We start from the raw sequence: 22653 nt of genomic DNA, 5'->3' as shown, positions 1-22653 counted from the left end.
GGAGACACCATGGTGCTACTCGTCGATGCAGGAAACACGAGAATCAAATGGGCGATCGCGGCACCCGACGCGGCACCCGGCGACTGGACCGCGCACGGCGCCGTGCCGCACGCGGAACTGGACCGCCTGCAGGCCGCCTGGGCCGGCCAAGGACTCACGCGCGCGATCGTCTCGAACGTGGCCGGCCACGCGATGCAGGCGGCGCTGACGGCCCTGCTCGCCCCGCTGCTGCCGGCCGCGCCGCACTGGTTCGTGTCGCGCGCCGAATTGGGCGGCCTGCGCAACCGCTACCGCCATCCCGCGCAACTGGGCAGCGACCGCTTCGCCGCCGCGCTCGGCGCACGCTGCCTCGCACCGGGCAAAGCCCTCGTCGTGGCGACATGCGGCACCGCGACGACGGTCGACGCGGTGACGGCCGCCGGCGAATTCCTCGGCGGGATGATCCTGCCGGGCCTGGGCCTGATGCTGGGCGCGCTGGCGCGCGGCACGGCCCAGCTGCCGCAGGTGGCGCCGGGCGAGCGCTACGCCGCGCCGCCCGTGTTCGCCGACCACACGAGCGACGCCATCCTGTCCGGCTGCCTGGCCGCGCAGGCGGGCGCCATCGAACGCGCCTGCGCCGCCCTGCCGGCCGACCTGTGCATCGTCTCCGGCGGCGCGGCGGCCAGCGTGGCGCCGCTGCTGTCCGTTCCGCACTGGATGCTGGATAATATCGTGCTGGTGGGCCTGCATGCGGCCGCACCGCTGCTCGCTTCCGATCCCGACTCCGCATCCGCTTGAGGACATGCTCGTGCTACGACTCGCCTTCTGGTCCCTGCTGTTCCTGAACGCCGCCCTGTTCGCCTATGCCCAGGGCCTGTTGGGCACGGGCAAGAGCAATGAACACGAACCGGCGCGTCTCAAGCGCCAGTTCAATACGGCCAAGATGACGCTGCTGACGCGCGACCAGGCCGAGGCCGCCGCGAAGGCGGCTACGCCCCCGGCCGGTGGCGATGAGGCGGCCGTTCCGGCGGCCGGCGCTGCGGCGGCCGGCGCTCCAGCGGCCAGCGTTCCGGCGGCCGGCGCTCCGGCTGGCGGCGCAGCATCGCCAAGTGCTGCGGCAAGCGCGCCCGCATCCGTTGCCGCACCGGCCCCTGCGCCGGCGAACAATACCGGCGCGGCAGCGGCAGCGCCGGCGCCCGCGCCCGCCTTCGCGTGCACGGAGATCGGCCCATTCGATGCAGGCGACGCCCGCCGCTTCGAGGCGCGGCTGGCCACGCTCGACCTCGGCGACCGCCAGTCGCGCCAGAGCGTCCAGGCCCAGGACGTGACCAGCTGGCTCGTGCACATCCCGCCGCAAGGCAGCAAGGAAGCCGCCGACAAGAAGGCCGCGGAACTGCGCAACCTGGGCTTGACGAATTTCTACATCATGCAGGGCGATTCCCCGCTCAAGTACGGGATCTCGCTGGGCGTGTTCAAGACCGAGAGCGGCGCCCAGGCCATGCTCGCCCAACTGGTCAAGCAAGGCGTGCACACGGCGCGCATCGCGCCGCGTGGACCGCAGACGACGCACTACGTCTACCGCGTGCGCAACCTCGACGCCGCGACGCGCAAGCGCATTGCAGGGTTTGCCGAGCGCTACGATGGGGCCGAGGTCAAGGCTTGCGGCTGAGCGCGAGCGAACGCAAAAACTGACCGCAAAACTACTTCACCGACTGCGCCCCCGCCCGTGCCGCCTGCTCGCCACCCAGCACTCTGACCGCCCGCTCGAGCGCCTTGATCTTTTCCCGCATCCCCGACAGGTTACGCAGCAGCGCCGCGTTGCGCTCCCATTCCGCGTTCGGCGCGATCGGATAAAAGCCCGTGTAGCGGCCCGGTTCCGTGATCGAATTCGGCACCAGCGTGCCGGCCGTGACGTGGACGTTGTCGGCGATGTCGATGTGGCCGTTGATCATCGCGGCGCCGCCGAACGTGCAGTGTCGGCCGATGTTGGCGCTGCCCGCCACGCCCACGCAGCCGGCCATCGCCGTGTGTGCGCCGATACGGCAGTTGTGGCCGATCTGGATCAGGTTGTCGAGTTTCACGCCGTCCTCGATGACGGTGTCGTCCAGCGCGCCGCGGTCGATCGCCGTGTTCGTGCCGATGTCGACGTCGTCCCCGATCACCACGCGTCCCGTCTGCGGGATCTTGATGTAGACGCCGCCATCCACCGCGAAGCCGAAGCCGTCGCCGCCGATCACGGCGCCGGAGTGGACGATGCCGCGCGCGCCGATGACGCAGCGGGCGTGGAAGGTCACGTTGGGCAAGAAGTGCGTGCCCTCCCCCACCGAGGCTTCCGGACCGATGTAGCAGCCGGCATCGATCACGGCACCGGGCCCGATGATCGCGCCCGCCCCCACCGTGACATGCGGGCCGATGCTGGCGGTCGGGTCCACGCGCGCGCGCGCGTGCACGACGGCCGATGGATGGATGCCTGGCGCCGGCGCGTCGGCGGGCGCACACAGGTATTGCGCGGTGCGCGCGTAATAGGCGTACGGATTGTCCGTGACGATGCGCGCGCCGTCGTATGCGGCGGCGACGTGCGGTTCGTCGAGCGGCGACAGGATCAGCGCTGCCGCCCGGCTGTGCGAGGCCGCGGCCCGCAACCGGCTGCTGCTGAGGAAGCTGATGTCCGTGGCGCCCGCGCGGTCGAGCGGGGCGACGCGCGTGACTTCGATGTCCGGATCGCCTTGCAGCCTGCCGCCGAAGCGTTCGACCAGCTCCGCGAGTCGTATGCCCATGCCTCGCCTCCTGTCCCGTCGTTACGTTGGTATGCGGTTCGACAGGGCGCCAGGTCGGCAGTTCCGGATCTCGAAGGGGAAATGGAAGCGGTGTGAGCTACCGCAAAAGAAAAAGCCCCGCTCGCAACCGGCGCGACGCATGCCGGTCGAAAGCGGGGACAGGGGACGTAAAGGGAGGACGATGCGATCAGAACTTGCCGCGGACGCCCAGCTGGAAGGTGCGGCCCGGATCGTACGACGTGAACTGCGCGTTCGGGAACTGGAAGTAGCCTTCGCGGCGGGCCTTGTTCAGGTTGACGATGTCGAACGTGAGCGTCGGCCATTTGTCGCGGCCCAGCACTTCTTCCAGGTCCACGCTGGACGAGAAGTCGGCCTGCTTGTACGAGCGGCCGTACAGCGCCGCCAGCGTCACGCCGCTCTGGTTCGCGTTGGCGCTCTGGCTGCCCTGCTGGTACTGGTGCGAGATGCGCGCCATGTAGCCGTGGTTCTCGTAGTAGAAGCCGAAGTTGTTGCTCTTCTTCGGCACGTTCAGGGCGACGAAGCCGTTGGTGCCCTCGCCGCTGGCGCTCTGGTTGATCAGCGTGGCCGTCTCGCTGAAGCCGAAGCCCTTGACCGGCAGCAGCTTGTCGAGCGGCTGGACCCAGCCGATCTCCAGGCCGCGCACGGTCAGGATGCCGCCGGCGTTGCGTTCCTGGCTCATCACCACGATGGCCACGTCCGGACCGCCGCGCGAGTTGATCGCCACCTGCTGGGTCGGGATCAGGTTGTTGTAGGTGATGCCGTAGGCGGCCAGGGCGCTGAACGGCATCGTCAGGTTGTCGATGACGGTGAAGCCCTTCACCTTCTTCTGGAACACGGTCAGGCTCACGTAGCCCTCACGCCCGGTGTACCAGTCGATACCCAGGTCGATGTTGTTCGACAGGTAGGGCTTGAGTTCCGGGCTGCCGATGGTGCCTACGTCCGCCGACGTGCCGCTGAAGTTGATGCCCGGACGCAGCGAGTTCGGATTCGCACGGGTCATCGTCTTCGACGCCGCGATGCGGGCCACGATGTCCTGGCGCAGCGTGATGGCCGCGGTGGCCGACGGCAGCGTGTTGTTGTAGGTGGTGTCCTGGTAGACCCACTCGGTCCGGTTCGGATACTTCGAGCCGTTCAACGTCAGGCTGGCGTTGCGCGGATCGCTGAACGAGTTCAGGGAACCGACTTCCTGCTTGGTGCGGACATAGCGCACGCCGGCGTTGTAGCGGACCGGGAAGCCGGCCAGCGCCGTCTCGCCGTTGATCTCGGTATAGAAGCCGGTGGCCTTTTCACGCACATAGCCCGAGCTGGCGCCCGTCGACGAGCTCGTGGAATCCGGCGCGCTCGAATTGTAGGCGTCGTAGTTCGAATCCTTGCGGAAGCGGTCCCAGTCGACGACCAGGCGGCCGTACGGGCCCTGCACCAGGTAGCTGGACAGCTTGTTCAGCGGGATCAGCGACCCCTGGTACGTGAGCGGCGTCGTCTGGCCGGCCGTGTAGCCGGTACCGTAGCCCGGGTACAGGGCGGCCGCGCTGGCGCCCGGCGTGCTGGCGCCGTCGCACGGCGGGGCGCCGTTCGGGCCCTGCAGGAAGACGCTCGGATTGTTGCCGCACACGGCGGCCTGCCATGCGGCCGAGTTGTCCTGGCCGCGGATGCGGCGGTCGATGTCGTCGTAGGCGAGACCGGCTTTCAGGCTCAGCTTGGAATCGCCCCAGGTCAGGTCGGTGTGGAAGCCCTTCGTGCTCGTCTCGCGCAGCTCGTTCTGGATGTTGACGCGGCCGCCGGCCCAGACGAAGTTGGCCGGATCGTTGACGTCCTTGTTGAACGTGATGCTCGGCACGCCGCCGTTGTTCTGGAAGGTGGTGACGAGGCCGCTGCCGGCCGCCGTGATCGGCATGACGGTCGGCGCCTCGTGCGAGAACGTCGACTTGGTGGCGTTGGCCTGGGCCTCCAGTTTCAGGGTCGGGGTGATCTTCCACTCCATGCCCGGATTGATGCCCTTGAGGTCGGTGCGGTCGCGGCGCGGGCCGAATTCGATGAAATACGTCGAATTGGCATACGTGCCCGAGGTGACCGTGCAGCCCTTGCTGCAGTCGCTCTTGTCGACCTGCATGTTCAGCGGAATCGCCGCGTTGTTGCGGACCGCCCAGGTGTAGGCGATGCGCTGCATGTCGTCGTCCTTCTTGCTGTACAGCGTGTCGACGTAGAAGTGTAGGTTCTCCAGCGGACGCCATTCGGCGCTGAGGATGGCCGAACTCTTGTCGCGGGTACCGAAGTAATCCATGAAGCGGCCCAAGCGCGGCACGAGGGCGTTGTCGATCTGGTCGATCGTCAGCCCCGGGTTGTTCGCCAGCAGGAAGGCCTGATTGATCGGCGTGCCCGCCACGAGGCCCGCGCCGGCCCCGGCCGGGACGGTGGCCGGGATCGTCCAGTTGCCGCCACCGGTGCTGTTGCGGGTCGGCGACGAGCTCTGGGCGGCCGTCAGGTTCGGGTTCGTCAGGCCCACGGTCTCATAACCGGTCGTGCGCAGCTTCTGGCGGTTGACGGCGATGCCGGCCAGGATGCCGAACGTGTCGCCCCAGGTCTTGCTGGCGACGAGGGAACCGCGGCCGCCGACGCCGTCGGCGATCTGCTGCTTCTGCGCGGTGCCGCTGTACGAGACGTGCGTGCCCGGATTGTCGAACGGGCGCGCGCTGCGCATATTGACGACGCCGGCGGCGCCCCCTTCGATGAGGTCGGCCGTCGGGCTCTTGCTGACCGTCAGTTTGGTGAACAGGTCGGTCGGCAGCAGGTCGAGGTCGACTTCGCGGTTGGTGCTCGCGCCGTCGATCGGCCCGGACGACGCCACGGCGATTTGCGCATTGTTCAGCAGGATCTTGGTGAAGCTCGAACCGAGGCCGCGGATCTGGATGTTCATGCCCTCGCCCGTCACGTCGCGGGCGATCTGCACGCCCGGCACGCGGCTCAGCGATTCGGCGATGTTCTTGTCGGGGAATTTACCGATGTCTTCGGCGCTGATGGTGTCCTGGAAGCCGACGGCTTCCTTCTTGTCCTTGGCCGACGACAGCAGACTGGCGCGGTAGCCGGTCACTTTGACGACGGCGGTATCGGCCTGCACGGCCGGCGCGACCTGGGCTGGTGCGTCCTGGGCCGGGGCCGCGGTTTCCTGCGCATAGGCTTGCTGGATGAGGCCGGCGAGTACGCTCAGGCCAAGCACGACTTGCCGGCGCTGGCGGCGCCGCTGTACGGACTTCTCGATCATTGCTGTCTCCTGTGTTTTTCTGTGCCAAGGATGTGACGATGGGCCGTCTTTATCGTTGGCAAAACCAGTTTAGGAGCACAATGTTAATGGTGTCAAACGCGCAAACAAGAATGTTATGCGCAAACATCGATTCAGCCTATGTGTTTATTCTGGTTTTTAACGCAGTGACCCTTTTAATATTCGGAATACTGGCCATTTTCCTGGCAAAAAAATGGTAGCGTGTAGCAAAGAAAAAATCGTTGCAGATGTCTGACATCCGATGATGAACCCTAAGGAAACCTACTTTTAGGACACGCGGCCGGTCAAAATCGGCATCCATTGTGGGAAATCGGCAACTATCGGGCGCAATTCGGCGGAATATTGATCAGACATCAGATGTCTATGCGAGCTGAAGCGCAGCAAACGGCTCAGCGCCGTACGACGATGGGTTTCAGGCCAAGCCCTGCCGGCAGCGTGCGCGCCGCTTCCTGCGCCAGCGCACGGGTTTCGAACGGGCCGCCGTACAGGCGGTTGACGCTGCCGGAGCGCACGACCGCGACATCCAGGTCGATGCCGGCCTGCCTGAGCTTTTCGCCCATTTCCTCGGCCTTGCCTGCGCGCCCGTAGGCACCCAGCTGCAGATAGAAGCCCGGCGTCAACGCGGCGGCGGGGGCGGTCTGTGCGCGCGCGACGGCGGCGCTGTCCATGTCGACGCGGTCTTCCAGCATCAGCGCGGCGATGGCGGGCGGCGCCGACATCGCCTGTGCCTCGGATGCGGCGGCGCGGCGCGCGGACGCGAGCTGCACCACGTCGCCCGGGAACAGGCGCTCGATCTGCACTTCGTGGCTGCCCTTCCCCAGCAGGCCGAGCTTGAGGGCCGCCGTGTACGAGACGTCGACGATGCGGTCGGAGTGGAACGGGCCGCGGTCGTTGATGCGCACGACGACCGACTTGCCGCTTTCCAGGCTCGTGATGCGCGCATACGAGGGAATGGGCAGAGTCGGATGCGCGGCCGTCATCTTGTACATGTCGTAGGCCTCGCCCGACGACGTGCGCTGGCCGTGGAACTTCACGCCATACCAGCTGGCGACGCCGCGCTGGGTGAACGGTTCGTCGTTGATGAGCGGGGTGTACGTCTGGCCGAACACGGCGTACGGCTTGTTGGCGAACTTGGCGTAGGGTTCGTACTTGACGACGGCATCGGGCGTGTCGAGCAGGCCGGGCGGCGGGTTCGCGCCGGGGCCATCGTCCTGGTAGTAGCCGCCGCGGCCGGAGCCGGCCGCCGGGAGGTTGGGAAGCGTCGGGTCCACGCGGGTCACCTTGTGCTTCCAAGGCAGGGGAATCAGGCTTTTGTGTTCGCCGTTCTGGTCCGTGGTACTGCAGCCCGCCATCATTGCCAACAACGCAATGACCGCTGGGAGTAACCTCGGAACGGCCATCGCGTTCTCTTGCATATCAGGTCTGCACCAGTTTGCGGTGTCGTTGAATACTCATCAATATACCACTGCAGAGGCCCAAAGTAATCAACGCGGTACCGCCATAGCTCATGAAAGGAAGCGGAACTCCGACCACGGGCAGGATGCCGCTGACCATGCCCATGTTGACGAAAGCATACGTAAAAAACATCATCGCGACCGCGCCCGCCAGCAGGCGCGTGAACAGGTTCGGCGCATTGGCCGCGATCATCATCGCGCGTCCGATCAGCAGCAGGTACAGGAACAGCAGCACCAGGTTACCGATCAGACCGAATTCCTCGGAATATACCGAAAAGATGAAGTCGGTGGTGCGCTCGGGAATGAACTCGAGATACGCCTGTGTGCCCTTCATATACCCCTTGCCGGACACGCCGCCCGAGCCGATCGCGATGGTCGACTGGATGATGTGAAAACCCTTGCCGAGCGGGTCGGACGTCGGATCGATGAGGGTCATCACCCGCTCGCGCTGGTAGTCGTGCATCATCGACCAGGCCACGGGCAATGCGCCGCAGCCGGCCACGAACAACGCGGCCAGCGCCTTCCACGACAAGCCGGCCAGGAAGATCACGTAGAAGCCCGATCCGCCCACCAGCAGCGCCGTGCCCAGGTCGGGCTGCTTGGCGATGAGGCCGAACGGCACCCCGAGCAACAGTGCCGCCACCACGAACGACTTCCACTTGAGGGCGCCGGCACGCGTCTGGAAATACCAGGCCAGCATCAGCGGCGTGGCGATCTTCATGATCTCGGACGGCTGGATGTCGACGCCCACGTGCAGCCAGCGCCGCGCGCCCTTCTTGATGGTGCCGGCGACCGCCACGGCCAGCAGCAGCGCGACGCCGAACGTGTACACGGGCACCGCCAGCCGCAGCAGCGTCTGCGGCGGCACGATGGCAGCAAGCCACATGAACACGAAGGCCGCGAGGATGTTGCGCATCTGGCCTTCCAGGCGGCCCGGGAAGTCGTGGCCGGCCGAGGACAGCGTGACCAGTCCCACGCACAGCAGCAGGAACAGGATCAGCGACAGCGCCGGGTCGAAGACGGTGAAATACGGTTTGAGGCGCCGGCTGAGCGAGCGGCGTTCGGGAAAATGCGCCATGGTTCAGTCCTTGTTGCCGGGGGTCTCGCCGCCCGGCCTGAAGTCGGCGCCGGCCGTGGGCGCCACCTGGTCTTCGTCCGCCGGCACCGGATCGACGGCCTTCGGCGCCGGCTTGTCGGCGTCGCCCGGGCGCTTGCCGAGCAGGTAGTAATCGAGCGCCTTGCGCGCGATCGGCGCCGCCACGGCCGCGCCGAAGCCGGCGTTTTCCACGACGAGCGCGAGCGCGATGCGCGGATGGTCGGCCGGTGCGAACGCGATGAACAACGCGTTGTCGCGCAGGCGTTCCGGCGTCGCGGCGGCATTGTATTTCTGGCCCTTGAGGCCCACGACCTGCGCCGTACCCGTCTTGCCGGCCACCGTGTATTGTACGCCGCGGAACGGGATGAATGCCGTGCCGCTCTGGTCCGACGTCACGCCGGCCATCGCGCGCTTGATGACGTCGATGTTCTGCTGCTTGATCGGGATGCGGCCGGATTCCTTCGGCACCGTCGGCGTGCGCGCGTGATTGCCGCCGTCCTCGAGCAGCTTGACGAGGTGCGGCTTCATGATGACGCCGTCGTTGGCCAGCGTGGCCACCGCGTGCGCCATCTGCAGCGGCGTGTAGCTGTTGAAGCCGTTGCCGATGGAGATCGAGATCGTGTCGCCGCCCACCCACTTCTGCGCCGCGCGGCTGCGCTTGAAGCGCTCGCGTTTCCACGCCTGCGACGGCAGCACGCCGGTCTTCTCATGTTCGAGGTCGATGCCGGTCTTTTCGCCGAAGCCGAACGGCTGCATGAAATCGTGGATGCGGTCGATGCCCATCTCGTTGCCGAGCTGGTAGTAATACGTGTCGCACGACATCACGATCGAGCGGTACATGTCCATGTAGCCGTGGCCGCCCTTCTTGTCGTCGTTGAAGCGGTGCCCGCCCAGCACGAAGAAGCCCGGGTCGCTGATGCCGTACTCGGGACGGCGCAGGCCGTACTCGAGCGCGGCCAGCGCCATGTAGGGCTTGAACGTCGAGCCGGGCGGATACGTGCCGGACAGCGGACGGTTCATCAGCGGCTTGTCGAGCGACGTGTTCAGCTCCGTCCAGCTCTGCGAGTCGATGCCGTCGACGAACAGGTTCGGGTCGAAGCCGGGACGCGACACGTAGGCGAGCACGTCGCCCGTCGACGGTTCGATGGCGACCAGCGCGCCGCGGTAATCGCCGAACGCCTGCTCGACGACCTTCTGCAGCTCGATGTCGATCGACAGGATCAGGTTGTTGCCCGGCGTCGGCGGCGTGCGCGACAAGGTCCGGATCGCGCGGCCGCCGGCCGAGCGCTCCACTTCCTCGTAGCCTGTCTGGCCGTGCAGCTGCCGTTCATAGCTCTTTTCCAGGCCTTCCTTGCCGATGTGGTCCGTGCCCGTGTAGTTGGCGGCATCGTCGCCGGCCTCGATGACCTTGGCCTCGGCCTGGTTGATGCGGCCGATATAGCCCAGCACGTGCGACGCCACCTCGCCCAGCGGATACTGGCGGAACAGGCGCGCCTGCACTTCCACGCCGGGGAAGCGGAAACGCTGCGCGGTGAAGCGCGCGACCTCGTCGTCCGTCAGGCGGGTGCGGATCGGGACGCTGGAAAAATTCTTCGACTCTTCCATCAGGCGCTTGAAGCGCTTCCTGTCTTTCGGTTCGATCGTGACGAGCTTCGCCAGCTCGTCGATGACGGAATCCAGGTTCGCTTCCAGCTTCGACGGCGTGATCTCGAGCGTGTAGGCCGAGTAGTTACTGGCCAGGACGACGCCGTTGCGGTCCACGATCAGGCCGCGGTTCGGGACGATGGGGACGAGCGCGATGCGGTTGTCCTCGGCCTGCGCCATGTACTGGCTGTGCTTGACGACCTGCAGCCAGACGAAGCGCGCGACGAGCAGGCCGAAGCAGATGAACACGAACAGCGCGATCGCCGTCAGGCGCATGCGGAACAGGTGGATCTCGCGATCGCTGTCTTTAATCTCGGTCATTCGGCTTATGTTACGGGAGTATTCTTCGGATCAGATCGGACGCGTGTGGTCCTTGTCGACCGCGCGGCGCTGCGGCGCCAGCAGCAGCCACGTGATCACGGGCCACAGCGCGACGGCGATGACGCTTTCGATGAACACGAGCGCGCCGGGAAAGCGGCCCGTGACGAAGAAGCGCACCATCACCTGGATGGCCTGCGTCAGCAGCAGCAGGGGAAACACGTGCATCGCCTGCGTGACAAGCGGGAACCATAGCACGCGGCGGTGGATCATGATCGCCAGGTACGACAGCAGCGTGTATGCGAGGGCGTTCTCGCCCAGCAGCGTCGCGTCGTGCACGTCCATCAGCAGGCCCATGCAGAATGCGATGCCGATGCCGACCTTGCGCGGCTGGTGGATCCCCCAGAACACGAGGACCAGTGCGACGAAGTCCGGCGCGCCCACCCAGCGGCCCCAGGGCAGCAGGTTGAGCATGAAGGCGCAGACCAGGCTGAAGGCGATGAACAGCGGGCTGACCGGCAGCAGGATGTAGTGCGGACGGTTCGTCGCCGGCATCAGTTACCCTCCTTCGGCCGGGGCGCGCCGTTGGCAGCCGCGGGCGCCGGCGCGACGGCGGCCGGCTGGCGCGCGGCGGTGCCGGTGGTTGCGACCGGCGCTCCGGCCGCCGGGGCGTGGACGGCAGCGGCGGCGGGCACCTGCGCCGCCGCCACGCCCGCGGTCGCGCGCGCGGGCACGCGGGCCCCGTTCGCGGCACCCGCGGCACCCGCGGCCGGCGCGACGGCGGGCGCCAGCGGCTGCGGCGGCAGCGGCGGTGGCGGCACCGGCTCCATGCGCGGCAGATTCTTCTTCGACGCCATGGTCGCGGCGGCCTTGGCCGGCTCCGCGGGCGGGCGTGGCGGCAGCGGCTGGTCGGACATCACGATCAACAGCTGGCGGTGGCGGTCGATGCCGGCCAGCGGCTGGCACACGACGCGGCCGAAGGCGCCCTGCGCCACGTTCTCGACCTGGATCACCTTCGCGACCGCGAGCCCGGCCGGATAGATGCCGTCCAGGCCCGACGTCACGAGCACGTCGCCGACCTGGATGTCCGCGTTCGGCGCGACGAAGCGCAGGTCCAGCAAGCCGGACTGGCCGCGGCCGTACGCCACGCTGCGTAAACCGTTGCGCAGCACCTGCACGGGAATCGCCTGCTCCTTGTCGGTCAGCAGCGTGACTTCGGACGTGAACGGGAACACGCGCGTGACCTGGCCGACGACGCCGGCGTTGTCGATCACGGGCAGGCCGAGCTTGACGCCGTTGCGGGTGCCGCGGTCGAGCACGACGCGCCGCGTGGACGGGTCGCGCGCGTCATACAAGATCTCGCTCATCTGCGAACGCACGGGCAGGTGCTCGCGCGCGTCCATCAGGCGGCGCAGCTGGGCGTTCTCGGCCATCTGGAGCTGGGCCTGCTGCATGGCCTGGGCCATGGCGACCTGCTGGCTCTTGAGGTCGCGCACTTCCTTCTGCAGCGCGGAGATCGAGGAAAAATACGTGCCCATATTGGCCAGCGCGTCGCGCGGCATTAGGGCCGCCATCTGGAACGGGTACAGGACCGTTGCCGCCACCTGGCGCACGGCGGTGAGCGCATGCAGGCGGGCGTCGACCACGAGCAGCGCGATCGAGAGCAGGGCGAACACGGTCACCTTGACCCTTGCGGGGGCGCCCTGCTTGAAAAGCGGCGGAGGACTGTATTGCATGACTTCCAATAATGCGGGCGCAGTGGGCCCGCGTCAATGTGGACGCTTGGTGCCGGGATGCGGTCGCCGAGCGTCGCCAGCGCTGAATGCAAAAAACGCAAACGGCGCGTGGGGCCACGGGATCGCCGGGACCATCACACGCCATGTCCGCGTTGCCACTGCCGGGTTACTCGTACGAGAAGATCGAGCCCAGCTTGTCCATGCGCTCGAGCGCCATGCCGGAGCCGCGCACCACGCAGGTCAGCGGATCTTCGGCCACCAGCACCGGCAGGCCGGTTTCTTCCATCAGCAGGCGATCGAGGTCGCGCAGCAGCGCGCCGCCGCCGGTCAGCATCATGCCCTTCTCGGCGATGTCCGCGCCCAGTTCCGGCGGGGTCTGCTCGAGGGCGTTCTTGACGGCCGAGACGATGTTGTTGAGCGGGTCGGTCAGCGCTTCCAGGATCTCGTTGGACGAGATGGTGAAGGAACGCGGGATGCCTTCCGACAGGTTGCGGCCCTTGACTTCCATCTCCTTGACTTCGGAGCCCGGGAACGCGGAACCGATGGCCTTCTTGATCGACTCGGCGGTCTGCTCGCCGATCAGCATGCCGTAGTTGCGGCGGATGTAGTTGACGATGGCTTCGTCGAACTTGTCGCCGCCCACGCGCACGGAACCCTTGTAGACCATGCCGCCCAGCGAGATGATGCCGACCTCGGTGGTGCCGCCGCCGATGTCGACGACCATCGAACCGGTTGCCTCCGACACCGGCAGGCCGGCGCCGATCGCGGCCGCCATCGGCTCTTCGATCAGGTAGACCTGCGACGCGCCGGCGCCCAGCGCCGATTCACGGATCGCGCGGCGCTCGACCTGGGTCGAGCCGCACGGCACGCAGATGATGATGCGCGGCGAGGGACGGAAGAACTTCGAGTCGTGCACCATGCGGATGAACTGCTTGAGCATCTGCTCGGTGACGGTGAAGTCGGCGATCACGCCATCCTTCATCGGGCGGATCGCCTCGATGTTGCCGGGAACCTTGCCGAGCATCTGCTTGGCTTCCTTGCCGACCGCCTGGATCGTCTTCTTGCCGTTCGGGCCGCCTTCCTGGCGGATCGCGACAACCGAAGGCTCGTCCAGCACGATGCCCAGGCCACGCACGTAGATCAGCGTGTTGGCGGTACCCAGGTCGATGGCCAGGTCGTTCGAGAAATAGCTACGTAAAAAACCAAACATGTGTGTCCTGATGCGCGCAGCCCAGTGCGCCTTAACATTAATCGGGGAATCCTTGCCGCGACTGCCGAATCCGCATCGCGGGCTTTTCATGCGTAGGTGAAGGGGCGGTTTCGCCCGGAGAACGCATTAGCCCGCCATTCTACCTTATAATTTGCCGATTAAACGCTGAAAAACGGGTGGTTTCATGCCCATATCAGCCTGCGAGATCGACGGTATTAGAAAGCTTTTATCCGCTTTAACGCGCCGTTGTCCAAATTTCATTGTCTACACACTCATCTTTTGAACGCGGTGCCGAACCGCGCCTTTTGCCATGTCCCTGACACTTTCAGACGTAAAACGGATCGCCAACCTGGCCCAGCTCGATATGGATGAAGCCCACGCCGAGATCGCCTTGAACGAGCTGAACGGGATCTTCGCCCTGGCCGAGCAGATGCAAGCCGTCGACACCACGGGTGTTGCGCCGTTGTCGCAACCCCTGGCAGCCGTGCTCGCCCTCCCCCTGCGCCTGCGCGAGGACGTGGTCACGGAAGAAAACCACCGCGACGACTACCAGGCCCCCGCCCCGATCACCCAGGACGGCCTGTACCTCGTGCCGAAAGTCATCGAATAACCCGCAGCGAACGTCGACCATCATGATGCATCAAAAAACCATCAAGGAGCTGTCCGCGCTCCTGCACTCGAAACAAGTCTCGGCGACGGAGCTGACGCAGCACTACCTCGACCGCATCGCCGCGAGCCGGCACAACGCGTTCCTGGACGTGAATCCGGACCTGTCGCTGGCGCAAGCCAAGGCCGCCGACGCGCGCATCGCGGAAGGCAACGCCGGCCCGCTGACGGGCATCCCCATCGCCCACAAGGACATTTTCGTCACGCAAGGCTGGCGCTCGACCGCGGCCTCGAAGATGCTCGGCAATTACGTGAGCCCGTTCGACGCGACCGTCGTGACGAAGTTCGCGGACGCCGGCATGGTCACGCTGGGCAAGCTCAACTGCGACGAATTCGCGATGGGCTCGTCGAACGAGAACTCGGCGTTCGGCGCCGTCAAGAATCCGTGGGATGCGCTGGCCGTGCCGGGCGGCTCGTCGGGCGGCTCGGCCGCAGCGGTCGCCGCACGCCTGGCGCCGGCCGCGACCGGCACCGACACGGGCGGCTCGATCCGCCAGCCGGCCGCGTTCTGCGGCATCACCGGCATCAAGCCGACGTACGGCCGCGTGTCGCGCTTCGGCATGATCGCGTTCGCGTCGTCGCTCGACCAGGGCGGCCCGATGGCCCGCACGGCCGAGGACTGCGCCTTGCTGCTGAACGAGATGGTCGGCTTCGACGAGCGCGACTCGACGAGCCTCACGCCGGAGCAGGGCAATGCCCGCGAGGACTTCACGCGCGACCTGAACGCGCCCTTGACCGGCCTGCGCATCGGCGTGCCGAAGGAATACTTCGGCGAAGGCCTGGCAAGCGACGTCGAGCAGGCCGTGCGCGCCGCGCTGGACGAATTCGTGAAGCTGGGCGCGACCCTGGTCGAGATCTCGCTGCCGAAGACGTCGCTGTCGATTCCCGTGTACTACATCATCGCGCCGGCGGAAGCCTCGTCGAACCTGTCGCGCTTCGACGGCGTGCGCTACGGCTACCGCGCCCCCGAGTACACCGACTTGCAGGACATGTACAAGAAAACGCGGGCGCAAGGCTTCGGCAAGGAAGTCCAGCGCCGCATCATGGTCGGCACCTACGTGCTGTGCCACGGCTACTACGATGCCTATTACGTGCAGGCGCAGAAGATCCGCCGCCTGATCGCCGACGACTTCCAGGCCGCGTTCCGCGACCAGTGCGACGTGATCATGGGGCCGGTGGCCCCGAGCGTCGCATGGGACCTGGGCTCGAAGGCGAACGACCCGGTGGCGAACTACCTGGCCGACATCTTCACGCTGTCGACCAGCCTGGCGGGCCTGCCCGGCATGTCGATCCCGGTCGGCTTCGGCCAGGGCGAGAAAAATGCGAACCGTCCGGTGGGCCTGCAAATCATCGGCAATTACTTTGCCGAGGCGAAGCTGCTGAACATCGCGCACCAGTACCAGCAAGCCACCGATTGGCATACGCGCGCGCCCGAAGGCGTTTGATAAGAGAGAACACTATGCAATGGGAAGTCGTCATCGGTCTTGAGAACCACGTCCAGCTCACGACCAACTCCAAAATCTTCAGCGGCAGCTCGATCAAGTTCGGCGCCGAGCCGAACACGCAGGCCAGCCCCGTCGACCTGGCGCTGCCGGGCGTGCTGCCCGTGATGAACAAGGGCGCCGTCGAACGCGCCATCCGCTTCGGCCTCGCGGTCGGCGCCAAGATCGCGCCGCAGTCCGTCTTCGCGCGCAAGAACTACTTTTATCCCGACCTGCCGAAGGGCTACCAGATCAGCCAGTTCGAAGACCCGGTCGTGCAAGGCGGCAGCCTCACGTTCGCGTTCGAGAAGGACGGCAAGCTGGAAACGAAGACCGTCAACCTGACCCGCGCCCACCTCGAGGAAGACGCCGGCAAGTCGCTGCACGAGGACTACCACGGCATGAGCGGCATCGACCTGAACCGCGCCGGCACGCCGCTGCTGGAGATCGTCTCCGAACCGGAAATCCGCAGCGCGGCCGAAGCCGTCGCGTACGCCAAGGCGCTGCACGGCCTCGTGATGTGGCTGGGGGTCTGCGACGGCAATATGCAGGAGGGCTCGTTCCGCTGCGACGTCAACGTGTCCGTGCGCCCCGTCGGCCAGAAGGAATTCGGCACCCGCTGCGAGATCAAGAACCTGAACTCCTTCCGCTTCATCGAAGAAGCGGTCAATTACGAGGTGCGCCGCCAGATCGAGCTGATCGAGGACGGCGGCAAGGTCGTGCAGGCCACGCGCCTGTGGGACCCGGACCGCAAGGAAACGCGCCAGATGCGCAGCAAGGAAGACGCGCAGGACTACCGCTACTTCCCCGACCCCGACCTGCCGCCGCTCATGATCTCGCAGGACTGGATCGACCGCGTGAAGGCCGACATGCCGGAACTGCCGGCCGCGATGCGCGAGCGCTTCATCCGCGACTACGGCCTGCCCGAGTACGACTCCCTGATCCTGACGTCGTCGCAGGCGATGGCCACGTATTACGAAGCCGTCGTCGCCAAGGCCGGCAAGGAGAACGCCAAGGCGGCCGCCAACTGGCTGATGGGCGACGTGTCGTCCGCGCTGAACCGTGCCGACGTCGCCATCGAGGATTCACCGGTCGAAGCGTCGCAACTCGCGCTGCTCTTGAAGCGCATCGCCGACGGGACGATCTCGAACAACGCCGGCAAGAAGGTCTTCAGCCTGATGTGGGAAGCGAAATCGGAAGACGAGCACCTGGCCGACGCCATCATCGAGCGCGAAGGCCTCAAGCAGATCTCGGACACGGGCGCGCTGGAAGCGATCGTCGACGAGGTCCTGGCGGGCAATGCGAAATCGGTCGAGCAGTACCGCGCCGGCAAGGAAGCCGCCATCAATGCGCTGATCGGCCAGTGCATGAAGGCGTCGAAAGGCAAGGCGAATCCGGCGCAGGTCACGGAGCTGCTGAAGAAGAAGCTCGCGGCCTGACCCGGTCACGCCCACGAAAAACCGGAGCGCGCTCCGGTTTTTTTTCGCCCGCCAATTGCCCAAAACCGGGGTCAGAGCCCGGTTTTGAGCTATTACCCCTGAGATCGTGCCAAAAAACGGGCTCTGACCCCGGTGTCATTCATAGCGGAGCGCGTCGATCGGATCGAGCCGCGCCGCCTGGCTGGCCGGCACGACGCCGAACACGACGCCCACCGAGCCCGAAAACAGCACGGACAGCGCGACCGCCCACCACGGCACGACGGCCGGCGGAAAGTCGGGGATCATGGCGGCGATCGCCACGCCCAGCGCGTAGCCGATCGCGAGGCCCAGCAGGCCGCCCAGCAGCGACAGCGTGACGGCTTCGATCAGGAATTGCAGCAGGATGTCGCGGCTGCGCGCGCCAATCGCCTTGCAGATGCCGATCTCGCGGGTACGCTCCTTCACCGACACCAGCATGATGTTCATGATGCCGATCCCGCCCACCAGCAGCGCGATGCCGACCACGCCGCTCATGACGAGCGTGACGGTGCTGCTCAACTTGTCGAACGACTTCGCGATCTGGTCGGCCGATTCGATCTCGAAATCGTCCGAGTCCTCCGCCTTGAGGCGATGGGCCTGGCGCATGACCATGCGAATGTGGCTGCGCGTCGCATCCAGCCGGCCCAGATCGCGCACCGCGACCGTGATCTGCAGCTGCGGTCGCGTGTTGTTGCCGATGATGCTTCTCCCGGTCTTGAACGGGATGATCATGTAGTTATCCTGGGACATGCCGAAGATCTCGCCGCGCTTTTCCATCACGCCGACGATCTTGAACCACTCGTTCGCGTACAGGACGAATTGCCCGACCGGGTTGGGCGGCAGGTGCAGGTCGTCGATCAGCTTCTCGCCGATCACGGCCACGCGGCGCGCGCCGGCGTCGTCGGAATCGCTGAGGAACCGGCCCAGGCGCGCATAGCGTCCGTTCACCTCCTGGTAGCTGGCCGACGTGGCGAATACCTGGGCCGTGGCGGACATGCCCGTGAAGCGCACCTCGGAAAAGCCGGGCGTGAAGACCGGGCTCAGGTTGCGGATGCCGTCCACGCGCAGGTGCAGCTGCGCCACGTCCTCGAAATTCAGGTAGTTCACCTTGCCGCGCATGACGTCCTTGAATTCGTTGTGCGGCCGGATCGTCAGGCCGTTGCCGCCCAGGCCCTCGAACTGGTCGCTGACGCTCTTGGACAGGCCCTGGATCAGCGAGATCACGGTAATCACGGACGCCACGCCGATGACGATGCCCAGCGACGTGAGGAAGCTGCGCAGCCGGTGCGCGCGGATCGACGCCAGCGCCGAGCGCAGGCTTTCGAGGAACAGGTTCATGCCGCGTTCTCCGCATCGTTCCTCGTGTCCGACACGATCCGCCCGTCGCGCAGGCGCACGATGCGGCGGCATTGTTCGGCGATCTCGGGTTCGTGGGTCACCATGACGACCGTCTGCCCGCCGGCGTGCAGTTCGCGGATCAGTTCCAGGATCTCCTGGCTGGTGGCCGAATCGAGGTTCCCCGTCGGCTCGTCGGCCAGCAGGATCGACGGCTTGCCCACGAGCGCGCGGGCGATCGCCACCCGCTGGCGCTGGCCGCCCGACAGCTCGTTCGGCCGGTGGTGCACGCGCCCGCCCAGGCCCACGCGCTGCAAGGCCCGTTCCGCCAGCGCGAGACGCTCGCGCAGCGGTATGCCGCGGTAGATCAGCGGCTGCGCCACGTTGTCGAGCGCGCTCGCGCGCGGCAGCAGGTGAAAGCTCTGGAAGATGAAGCCGATCTCCTGGTTGCGCACGCGCGCCAGTTCGTCGCCGGACATCGTCGCGACCTCGCGTCCGTTGAGCCAGTACGCGCCACTGCTGGGCCGGTCGAGGCACCCGACGATATTCATCATGGTCGACTTGCCCGAACCGGACGCGCCGATGAACGCGACAAATTCATTGGCGCGGATGTGCAGATCGACACCCTGCAGCGCGTGCACGGTCTGGTCGCCCATCTGGTACTGCCGCGTCACGCCTTCGAGCCGGATCACGGGCGCCCTCCGTCAGCGGGCTTGAGGTCGGCGACCTTCACGTCGGCCTTCTTCGCCGTGACGGCATCGCCATCGTGCAGTTCGCGCAGCAGGCGCGCCGGGCCCACGGCGATGGTCTGGCCGACCGTCACGCCCTTCGTCACTTCCTGGTTGGCGTCGTCGGACAGGCCCAGTTCCACGCTGGTCTTCTTGACTTTCCCGTCCTGCACGACGAACACATAGCTGGCGTTTTTCACCTTGTCCTTCGCGCCCGGGATTTCCTCGCTCAGCACGGCCTGGATCGGCACCGCGGCCCGCGCCGCGCCGTTGCCGACGACGATCTCGACGCGGCACGTCATGCCGGAGCGTAGCGCGAGCTTGGCATCCGTGAGGCGCAGCTTGACGACGTAGCTGCGGCCCTGCGCCTGCGCGCCGAGCGTGGTCTTCGGCGCCATCGCCACGCTTTCCACGCGGCCCGTCACCGGCTGGTCGGGGAACGCGGCGGGGAAGACCTTGGCCTGCTGGCCGACGGCCACGCGCGCGATGTCCGCTTCGTCGACGTTCACCTCGGCCATGATGGAACCGACGTCGGCGATCGTCATCAGGGACGATCCCGCGATGCCGGTCGCGCTGGCGACGGCGGTCTCGCCGATCTTGATCGGCACGGCCGTGACGGTGCCGTCGATCGGTGCGCGCACCTCGGTCTTGGCCAGGTGCTCGCGCGACTGCGACAACAGCGCGCTGGCCTGCTCGAGCGACTCGCGGCTGGCGCGCAGTTCGACCTTCGCCAGGTCCACCTGGTGCACGGCATCGTCGTACTTCGAGATGTCGATGTACTTCGCCTTGTACAGCTGGCCCGTGCGGTCCAGGTTGCGCTGCTGGTTAGCGAGATTGATCTGGGCGCGCTCGATGGCGATCGCGGCGTTGCGCCGGCTGGCTTCCTGCTGCGCCACCTCGGCCTGGTACACGGTCGGATCGAGCCGCAGCAGGATCTGGCCGCGCGTCACCTGGTCGCCCTCCTTGACCAGCACGCCGGCCACCTTGCCGATCACCTCCGCCGACAACTGCACCTCCTGGCGGAACACGAGGTTGCCGGTGGCGAGGATGGACGGGTGGATCGCCAGCTTCTGCACGGCCGCCAGCTCGGCTTCGCGGCGCGTCGGCTTGCCCGCGAACTTGATCGCCACCGGGACGAGCAGGAACGCCGCGACGACGGCCGCGCCTATCGCTTTCTTTTTCATGCGCTTACCCGAGGAAGGCGATCTTCGCGGCCCAGATGCCGTAGATGAGCGCATACGGCAGGACGGCGACCGTCACGCAGGCGCCGGTCGAGCGTCCGGTCCAGGCCTTCAGGCCAATCACGGCCAGCGCGATGGCCCACAGCGACGTCAGGTCGAGGTTGGTGGCGAAGCCGAACCAAGGGCTGGACATGGGCAGGTGCAGCAACAGGTAGTTGAGCGACACCATGTTCATGTCTTCCGGCGCCAGGCGGCCGCCCGACGTCACGATCTGCAGCGCCGACAGCGGCAGCGCCAGCAGGCGCGGAATGCTGGTCCAGACGACGAAGCCGAACCACTTGCCGTAGCCGATGCCGGTGCCCATCACCTTCCCCGCCAACAGGTAGTACAGCGCCACCAGCGCGCACACGAGCGGCGTGCCCAGCACGGCGCCCGCACCGGAACTCCACATCATCGTCTTCGGCGTCAGGAAGTGCTCCAGCGCGGCCCGCTCTTCCGGCTTGACGTGCCCTTGCGTGGCCAGCATGTGCTCGCGGAACCAGGCGAAATCGAGCGTCGAGACATACCAGAAGGTGACGCCCAGCGTCAGCAGCACGAGCACCAGCAGCGGCACCCAGGCGCGCGGCTTGTCCTTCAGGCGCGTAAAAGTGGGCGAAGGTTCCAGGATGACGTTACCGATATCGAAAAGTGCCTGCGTGGCCATGTGATTGACTCCCTAGTGTTTGTCGTAGGGCAGCACCTGCTGCACGACAGCCGGTAGTCTAGATGTTTATGCCACGAAAAAACTCACCAATTGTCATGACGCGCCGCCTGGTAAACCGCGTCTTCACTCTGGAACCGCGCTTTCTGTTTACGCCGCCGTTGCAAGCGGCGCCCAACTTTATACACGGCGTTTACATCGTCTCGAGCAACGCCAATGCCTGTTCGCGCGCGGCCGCCCGCAACGATGCGCGCAGCGCCGCATCGTCCGTCGTGCGCGCCAGCACCATGCCGCCCACGCACAGCGCCACGATGGCCTGCGCCCGCTGCTCGCCGTCGGGTTCGTGCGCGAGCGCGCCCGCGTACACGTGCACGAGATTGCGGATCAGCTGCGTGTACGCCTTCTGCGGCGACAGCCCCGCGCGCGCCACGTCGCCCGGCAGCGCGTACAGCGGACAGTGCGCCTCGATATTGTCGAACACCTCGTCGCTCAGGTAGATATCGACCAGCATGCGCGCCAGCTCGCGCGGCGCGGGCGGCGGCGTGTCCTTGAAATCGGGCTTGAACGGATTGCACGTGCTGAAGCTGGCGACGGCCGCCGCGTACAGGTCGTCCTTGCTGTCGAAATGGTGATAAAAGCCGCCACGGGTCAGGCCGGCCTCGGACATCACGCGGTCGATCGACACCTGTTCGAAGCCATGGCGGTTGAACAGCCTGCGCGCCGCATGGACGATGCGTTCGCGGGTCTGGGCCTTGTGTTCGCTACTGTAGGGCATCACGGGTCTCCTTTCGAGAGCGGCATTATGCGCGTATCCACATTATGTTCTTGAACATATTTTGGACCGGCGTAAGCTTCCCGACATTCACCCCAAGGAGACGACCGATGCCTACCCTGACCACCTTCCGTTCCGTTCCTTCGTTTGCCGTCGGCCACGTGCGCGACCTGCGTGTGCGCTGGGCCCTCGAGGAAGCCGGCCAACCGTACGACCTGCGCCTGATCGGCTTCGAGGAGAAAGAGTCGGCCGCCTACCGCCGCGAGCAGCCGTTCAGCCAGGTACCCGTACTGCAGGACGGCGACCTGACGCTGTTCGAAAGCGGCGCGATCCTGCTGCACCTGGGCGAGCGTCATCCCGTCCTGCTGCCGCGTGATCCGGACGGCCGTGCGCACGTCACGATGTGGATGTTCGCCGCGTTGAATTCGGTCGAGCCCTATGTCGGCAACCTCGCCAACCTCGTCGCGTTCTCGATGAACGAACCGTGGGCCGCCGCGCAGCGCCCCGTGCTGGAACAGATCGCGCTCAAGCGCCTGGGCCAGGTGGACGACTGGCTGGAAGGCCGGGAGTACCTGGCCGGCGATTTCAGCGCGGCCGACATCCTCATGACGACCGTCGTGCGCCTGCTCGACGGCATGGGCTATGTCGAGCGCTTCGAGCGCCTGACGGCCTGGCGCGACCGCTGCACGGCGCGCCCCGCCTACCGCAAGGCGCTGGCGGCCCAGGTGGCGCAGTACGCGGCGGAGGTTGCCGCCGCTTGAGTTTTTACGGGGCCGTTGCAACCGGCCCCGATCTTTATACACCGCGTTTACGCGCTTCGC

Annotated in this window: 19 protein-coding genes; 6 read left to right on the top strand and 13 right to left on the bottom strand. The window is 66.4% G+C overall.

Annotated elements, in window-relative coordinates:
- Positions 1–9 precede the first annotated feature (9 nt).
- Positions 10–777, top strand: a complete 768-nt coding sequence (locus BVG12_RS23865; RefSeq protein WP_075794558.1) for a type III pantothenate kinase — start codon at positions 10–12, stop codon at positions 775–777.
- A 10-nt stretch (positions 778–787) separates the two neighbouring features.
- A complete protein-coding gene (locus BVG12_RS23860) occupies positions 788–1648 on the top strand; it encodes an SPOR domain-containing protein (RefSeq protein WP_075796527.1) in 861 nt (286 codons plus the stop codon).
- Between the two features lie 31 nt (positions 1649–1679).
- Here BVG12_RS23860 and lpxD read toward each other — a convergent pair whose 3' ends face one another.
- The 8 genes from lpxD to BVG12_RS23820 form a co-directional block, all read right to left on the bottom strand.
- Positions 1680–2756 (bottom strand): UDP-3-O-(3-hydroxymyristoyl)glucosamine N-acyltransferase, encoded by a 1077-nt coding sequence (gene lpxD / locus BVG12_RS23855; protein ID WP_075794557.1) that lies wholly within the window; start codon positions 2754–2756, stop codon positions 1680–1682.
- 187 nt (positions 2757–2943) lie between these two features.
- Positions 2944–6036 (bottom strand): TonB-dependent receptor, encoded by a 3093-nt coding sequence (locus BVG12_RS23850; RefSeq protein ID WP_075794556.1) that lies wholly within the window; start codon positions 6034–6036, stop codon positions 2944–2946.
- A 407-nt stretch (positions 6037–6443) separates the two neighbouring features.
- Positions 6444–7325 (bottom strand): septal ring lytic transglycosylase RlpA family protein, encoded by an 882-nt coding sequence (locus BVG12_RS23845; protein WP_229503696.1) that lies wholly within the window; start codon positions 7323–7325, stop codon positions 6444–6446.
- A gap of 145 nt (positions 7326–7470) precedes the next feature.
- Positions 7471–8586: a rod shape-determining protein RodA gene (gene rodA / locus BVG12_RS23840; RefSeq protein WP_075794555.1), complete on the bottom strand. Its 1116-nt coding sequence runs from the start codon at positions 8584–8586 to the stop codon at positions 7471–7473.
- A 3-nt stretch (positions 8587–8589) separates the two neighbouring features.
- Positions 8590–10569 (bottom strand): penicillin-binding protein 2, encoded by a 1980-nt coding sequence (mrdA, locus tag BVG12_RS23835; protein WP_075794554.1) that lies wholly within the window; start codon positions 10567–10569, stop codon positions 8590–8592.
- A gap of 30 nt (positions 10570–10599) precedes the next feature.
- Positions 10600–11121, bottom strand: a complete 522-nt coding sequence (gene mreD, locus BVG12_RS23830; RefSeq protein ID WP_036235319.1) for a rod shape-determining protein MreD — start codon at positions 11119–11121, stop codon at positions 10600–10602.
- On the bottom strand, positions 11121–12302 hold the full coding sequence (gene mreC, locus BVG12_RS23825) for a rod shape-determining protein MreC (RefSeq protein ID WP_075794553.1): 1182 nt from the start codon (positions 12300–12302) through the stop codon (positions 11121–11123). Before mreC ends, mreD begins: the two co-directional genes overlap by 1 nt.
- A 166-nt stretch (positions 12303–12468) precedes the next feature.
- The gene (locus tag BVG12_RS23820; protein ID WP_025511657.1) at positions 12469–13512 is read right to left on the bottom strand and encodes a rod shape-determining protein; all 1044 of its coding nucleotides are present in this window, start codon (positions 13510–13512) and stop codon (positions 12469–12471) included.
- Positions 13513–13822: 310 nt separating this feature from the next.
- Between BVG12_RS23820 and gatC the strand changes: the two genes are divergently transcribed.
- Genes gatC through gatB form a run of 3 tightly spaced genes read left to right on the top strand, consistent with a single transcriptional unit; the run spans position 13823 to position 17098 of the window.
- The gene (gene gatC / locus BVG12_RS23815) at positions 13823–14122 is read left to right on the top strand and encodes an Asp-tRNA(Asn)/Glu-tRNA(Gln) amidotransferase subunit GatC (RefSeq protein WP_075794552.1); all 300 of its coding nucleotides are present in this window, start codon (positions 13823–13825) and stop codon (positions 14120–14122) included.
- Positions 14123–14147: 25 nt separating this feature from the next.
- The gene (gene gatA / locus BVG12_RS23810) at positions 14148–15623 is read left to right on the top strand and encodes an Asp-tRNA(Asn)/Glu-tRNA(Gln) amidotransferase subunit GatA (RefSeq protein ID WP_075796525.1); all 1476 of its coding nucleotides are present in this window, start codon (positions 14148–14150) and stop codon (positions 15621–15623) included.
- A 14-nt stretch (positions 15624–15637) separates the two neighbouring features.
- Entirely contained in the window at positions 15638–17098 is a 1461-nt protein-coding gene (gene gatB, locus BVG12_RS23805) for an Asp-tRNA(Asn)/Glu-tRNA(Gln) amidotransferase subunit GatB (RefSeq protein WP_075794551.1), read from the top strand.
- A 135-nt stretch (positions 17099–17233) separates the two neighbouring features.
- Here gatB and BVG12_RS23800 read toward each other — a convergent pair whose 3' ends face one another.
- The 5 genes from BVG12_RS23800 to BVG12_RS23780 form a co-directional block, all read right to left on the bottom strand.
- The gene (locus BVG12_RS23800) at positions 17234–18454 is read right to left on the bottom strand and encodes an ABC transporter permease (protein ID WP_075794550.1); all 1221 of its coding nucleotides are present in this window, start codon (positions 18452–18454) and stop codon (positions 17234–17236) included.
- Positions 18451–19143 carry an ABC transporter ATP-binding protein gene (locus tag BVG12_RS23795; RefSeq protein WP_179966239.1) on the bottom strand — a complete coding sequence of 231 codons (693 nt, stop codon included), beginning with the start codon at positions 19141–19143 and terminating at the stop codon, positions 18451–18453. The genes BVG12_RS23800 and BVG12_RS23795 overlap by 4 nt, the downstream gene beginning before the upstream one ends.
- A complete protein-coding gene (locus BVG12_RS23790; RefSeq protein WP_075794549.1) occupies positions 19140–20363 on the bottom strand; it encodes an efflux RND transporter periplasmic adaptor subunit in 1224 nt (407 codons plus the stop codon). The genes BVG12_RS23795 and BVG12_RS23790 overlap by 4 nt, the downstream gene beginning before the upstream one ends.
- A 4-nt stretch (positions 20364–20367) precedes the next feature.
- Positions 20368–21063 carry a YIP1 family protein gene (locus BVG12_RS23785; RefSeq protein WP_075794548.1) on the bottom strand — a complete coding sequence of 232 codons (696 nt, stop codon included), beginning with the start codon at positions 21061–21063 and terminating at the stop codon, positions 20368–20370.
- A gap of 190 nt (positions 21064–21253) precedes the next feature.
- On the bottom strand, positions 21254–21835 hold the full coding sequence (locus tag BVG12_RS23780; protein WP_075794547.1) for a TetR/AcrR family transcriptional regulator: 582 nt from the start codon (positions 21833–21835) through the stop codon (positions 21254–21256).
- Between the two features lie 107 nt (positions 21836–21942).
- Here BVG12_RS23780 and BVG12_RS23775 point away from each other — a divergent pair, with 107 nt between their 5' ends.
- On the top strand, positions 21943–22593 hold the full coding sequence (locus BVG12_RS23775; protein WP_075794546.1) for a glutathione S-transferase family protein: 651 nt from the start codon (positions 21943–21945) through the stop codon (positions 22591–22593).
- Positions 22594–22653: the final 60 nt, after the last annotated feature.

The sequence above is a fragment of the Massilia putida genome (genome assembly GCF_001941825.1).
Lineage (GTDB): Bacteria > Pseudomonadota > Gammaproteobacteria > Burkholderiales > Burkholderiaceae_D > Telluria > Telluria putida.
The sequence above is the reverse complement of the archived record's forward strand: the minus strand, read 5'-3'. Positions and strand labels throughout refer to the sequence as shown.

Coding starts and splice junctions, on each gene's coding strand:
- BVG12_RS23865 (WP_075794558.1), top strand. CDS start 10: ATGGTGCTACTCGTCGATGCAGGAAACACGAGAATCAAATGGGCGATC.
- lpxD (WP_075794557.1), bottom strand. CDS start 2,756: ATGGGCATACGACTCGCGGAGCTGGTCGAACGCTTCGGCGGCAGGCTG.
- BVG12_RS23850 (WP_075794556.1), bottom strand. CDS start 6,036: ATGATCGAGAAGTCCGTACAGCGGCGCCGCCAGCGCCGGCAAGTCGTG.
- rodA (WP_075794555.1), bottom strand. CDS start 8,586: ATGGCGCATTTTCCCGAACGCCGCTCGCTCAGCCGGCGCCTCAAACCG.
- mrdA (WP_075794554.1), bottom strand. CDS start 10,569: ATGACCGAGATTAAAGACAGCGATCGCGAGATCCACCTGTTCCGCATG.
- mreD (WP_036235319.1), bottom strand. CDS start 11,121: ATGCCGGCGACGAACCGTCCGCACTACATCCTGCTGCCGGTCAGCCCG.
- mreC (WP_075794553.1), bottom strand. CDS start 12,302: ATGCAATACAGTCCTCCGCCGCTTTTCAAGCAGGGCGCCCCCGCAAGG.
- BVG12_RS23820 (WP_025511657.1), bottom strand. CDS start 13,512: ATGTTTGGTTTTTTACGTAGCTATTTCTCGAACGACCTGGCCATCGAC.
- gatC (WP_075794552.1), top strand. CDS start 13,823: ATGTCCCTGACACTTTCAGACGTAAAACGGATCGCCAACCTGGCCCAG.
- gatA (WP_075796525.1), top strand. CDS start 14,148: ATGCATCAAAAAACCATCAAGGAGCTGTCCGCGCTCCTGCACTCGAAA.
- gatB (WP_075794551.1), top strand. CDS start 15,638: ATGCAATGGGAAGTCGTCATCGGTCTTGAGAACCACGTCCAGCTCACG.
- BVG12_RS23800 (WP_075794550.1), bottom strand. CDS start 18,454: ATGAACCTGTTCCTCGAAAGCCTGCGCTCGGCGCTGGCGTCGATCCGC.
- BVG12_RS23790 (WP_075794549.1), bottom strand. CDS start 20,363: ATGAAAAAGAAAGCGATAGGCGCGGCCGTCGTCGCGGCGTTCCTGCTC.
- BVG12_RS23785 (WP_075794548.1), bottom strand. CDS start 21,063: ATGGCCACGCAGGCACTTTTCGATATCGGTAACGTCATCCTGGAACCT.
- BVG12_RS23780 (WP_075794547.1), bottom strand. CDS start 21,835: ATGCCCTACAGTAGCGAACACAAGGCCCAGACCCGCGAACGCATCGTC.
- BVG12_RS23775 (WP_075794546.1), top strand. CDS start 21,943: ATGCCTACCCTGACCACCTTCCGTTCCGTTCCTTCGTTTGCCGTCGGC.